2 protein-coding genes are annotated in these 3,348 nt (G+C 45.4%); both read right to left on the reverse strand.

Annotated elements, in window-relative coordinates; translation table 11 throughout:
- Positions 1-84: 84 nt before the first annotated feature.
- Positions 85-822, reverse strand: coding sequence for an IS21-like element helper ATPase IstB (istB, locus tag A9996_RS19095; protein WP_066431887.1), 738 nt, complete (start codon positions 820-822; stop codon positions 85-87).
- Positions 823-848: 26 nt separating this feature from the next.
- Positions 849-2,402, reverse strand: coding sequence for an IS21 family transposase (gene istA / locus A9996_RS19100; RefSeq protein ID WP_066431889.1), 1,554 nt, complete (start codon positions 2,400-2,402; stop codon positions 849-851).
- Positions 2,403-3,348 lie beyond the last annotated feature (946 nt).

The following is a 3,348-nucleotide window of genomic DNA, read 5'->3' on the forward strand; positions in this document are numbered from 1 at the left end:
TGGCTATTTCGGAGTGATGGTGCCACCTGTTTCGGTCAAACCGTGCCACTTTGAAAGATCTTGCAATTATATAAAAAATTATTGTTATTCGTTCTTTAAAGCTCCCTTTCTTAAGGATTCCCCTTTGAGGTCGATCCTGTGGGATGAGTTTACGATCCTGTCCAGGATTGCATCAGCTATGGTTCCTTCTCCAATGATGTCATACCAGGCGGAGACTGGTATTTGAGATAAGATGATGGTGGAGGATCGGTTGTAACGGTCATCGATTATATCCATAAGTGATTCTCTTGCATGGTTGTCAAAACCTTGCAGACCAAAGTCATCCAGGATAAGCAGATCTGCCTTTAGGAGCTTTGCCAGTTCTTTTAGATAGGTTCCATCGGCCTTGCTGAGCTTCAGTCTTTTTAATAAACGGGCCGTGTTGGCATAGATGGTGCGATATTCCATCATGCACGCCTGGTGCCCCAGGGCCTGGGCCAGATAACTTTTTCCAACTCCGGAGGCACCGGTCATAATAATATTCTCTTTTCGTTTCATAAAATCCAGACAGCCCAGACGCAGGAACATGTTCCTGTCCAGATTGCGCTGTTGGGCGTAGTCCACTTCCGCCAGATCGGCCTGTCCACGGAAGGATGCCTGCTTGAGGAGCCTTTGGATCTTTCGATCCTTATGGTCCTCCCACTGATGGTCCGTGAGCAATGCCAAGTATTCATCGGCCGTAAGATCCGGTGTGCGATTTTCCTTGATATGCAGCAGGTGTAAGTCTGCCATGGCACCTAGGCGCATTTGTTTTAGTTTTTCAACGGTTTGATTGTTGTTCATAATTATAGAGTTTATTGGTTACATATTTATTGATAGGCCGAAGCTCCCCGGAGATTCTCATGTACGGGGATATGAGGTTTGTCTTGTTCTAGATCTTGGTAGAACAGGGAAGACCGGTCCAGGTTGTTTTTCAGGATATTCTTGATGCGCTGGTATGCGACCGCATCTGCCTGTATGGCCCTTTTGCATGCGCTGTCCAAGCGTTGTGAGCCAAAGGCTCTGTGCAACTGGATAAGTCCCATGGCACGCTTGTAACCGATCTCGGGGTAATCTCCCGAGGCAATGATGGTATCAATACAGGCCACTACATTTTCCCCGTGCAGGGCAGCTTTCTTTTTAAAAAATTCAGGGCTCCAGTCCACATAATATTTGTGGGTACTGCTCAGGTGGTCACGATTTGTGTTGTAGTTTCCCTTACTGGGATTACGCTGGTGCAGGGCTATCCGCTGATGGTTGTAATACACTTCCACAGTCGTGGCGGTATAATGGATCTGGGTCTGCTTGCCGATGTAGCGGTAGGGTACGCTATAATAACTTTTATCTGGCGAGAAGTACACATATCCCATCTTCTGCACCTTTGCACGGCAATAGTCCTTGAGCTGGTAGGGACTTAGTGGAAGTGATTTTAAATGGCCTTTTTCTATGGACTGGAAGAGCTCCAGACGGCTGGCCTGTTTCCTTTTGAACAGTAGATTGTTATAGGCTGTCAACAGCTTGCGGATCTCTTTGTTGAGCTCGCTTAGGGAGAAGAAGGTCATATTGCGCAAGGGATAATAGATGCGCTGATAGGCAAGATGGACAGCATTCTCTACAAGGGCCTTGTCCTGCGGGGAGTATCCACGGGTCGGGTTGATCACACAGTTGTAGTGCCTGGCAAAGTCCTTAAAACTGCGGTTGATATCCGCCTCATAACGACTGGCACGGGTTACGGCCGACTTTAGATTATCGGAGACGATGGCCTTGGGCACCCCGCCATAAAACTCCAGGGCATGGCCACAGCATGTGATAAGATCGGCTCTCTTTTGGCTATGGCAGGCTTCCACATAGGTGTACTGGCTGTTGGGCAGGATGGCCACAAAGACCTCCACCGCAATGAGCTCCCCGGTGGCCCGGTCCACGATCTGCAGCTTCTTGCCCGCATAGTCCACATACATCTCATTGCCCGGATCGTGCTCCAGTTTCATTGATCCCCTGACCTTTGAGTATTTACGGTTGTAATGCTCCATGAACTGGGTATAACTATAGGGTTCTTTGGCATGTTGCACATATTCCTGGTAGTGGAACAGAAAGGTAAAACCGGGATGGTTCCGGGCTTTGTTGATCCCGTCAAAATACAGCATTAGCTCACCGTAACGGGGATTGGCTATCGTGGTACTGGAAGGAAAGAGTGCCTCCAGGGCAGCATTGTCGCGGGCCAACAGTTCCTCAGGGGAACGGTCACTGGCCTTGAACAGCTGCATATAATTGTTTACCGTGTTGCGGGATATCCCCAGGGTAGCGCCTATTTTACGGTTGCTGAACCCATCTAGGTGCAGGGAAATGATTTGTTTTAAGTCCATTGGATCAAGTGTGTTGGCCATATCGCACGTTTTTTGGCGACAAGGTAATTATTACTTGATCTTTCAAAGCGCTGCGGTGAGCGAGGTCGAACTGTGGCACAAATCGAACCGATATAGACTTTTACCACACAGGCAAAAGTGGCACAGTTTGAACCGAAATGCCTGGCACTATGAAACCGAAATCACTGGCACAAATCGAACCGAAGTATCCAGTTTCATTTAAATGCTTTTTTGATTTGGTTTGATTGCAGGAAAAAACGACCGTAATAAGAATAATTAATATTGTGGCTTGTTTTTTCATGTTACATTTCGGCGTGATAATTTCGGCTTCAATTTCAGTTGTATGTTCTTAAAAGTCAAAAATTTTGAATCTAATAACGAGTTTTCTTGGTCTGTTCAGCTTACGCACAACGTTGATGTGTATGAAACGTAGCGTATAAAAATACAATAATTTTCGATTTAGCAATTAGCCAAATCTTTGATTTGGAACATTTTTTTTCAATAATAAAGCCCAAATCAAAGATTTGGCGGACTTGGCAAACAGGCACAGACCTTTGGGTTAAGCCGAAATCAGCTATGTTTTATACACGGTGTTGGCAACCGTATTTTCTCTGCGCTCTGTAATTTTTTTCCGTCCGAGTTAAGTCCCACGTTTTATTTTTATTTTGCGCAACTGGCTCAAGTCCGACGTTGTGATTCCGTTCGCACGAGTCAAGTCCGACGTTGTTATTTCACGCAACTTGCTCAAATCCGACGTTGCTGTTTTGGTTTCTATTTTTAGGTTCAGATTTTTCGGTTTCGGTTTTCGGGCGAGATTGGTAATTCCAGATTTGTTTTTGTCGATAAACTTTGCTTTTGAATTTTACCCTTAAAAACCAAAAAAAATTACGTCTTTCTATTCCGTCCTAAAATTACCGTTTTTTTTTACTTTTTTTTCGGTTTCGAGTTTTTCTTAATTACCTACGCC

The organism is Gelidibacter algens (assembly GCF_001678675.1).
Lineage (GTDB): Bacteria > Bacteroidota > Bacteroidia > Flavobacteriales > Flavobacteriaceae > Gelidibacter > Gelidibacter algens.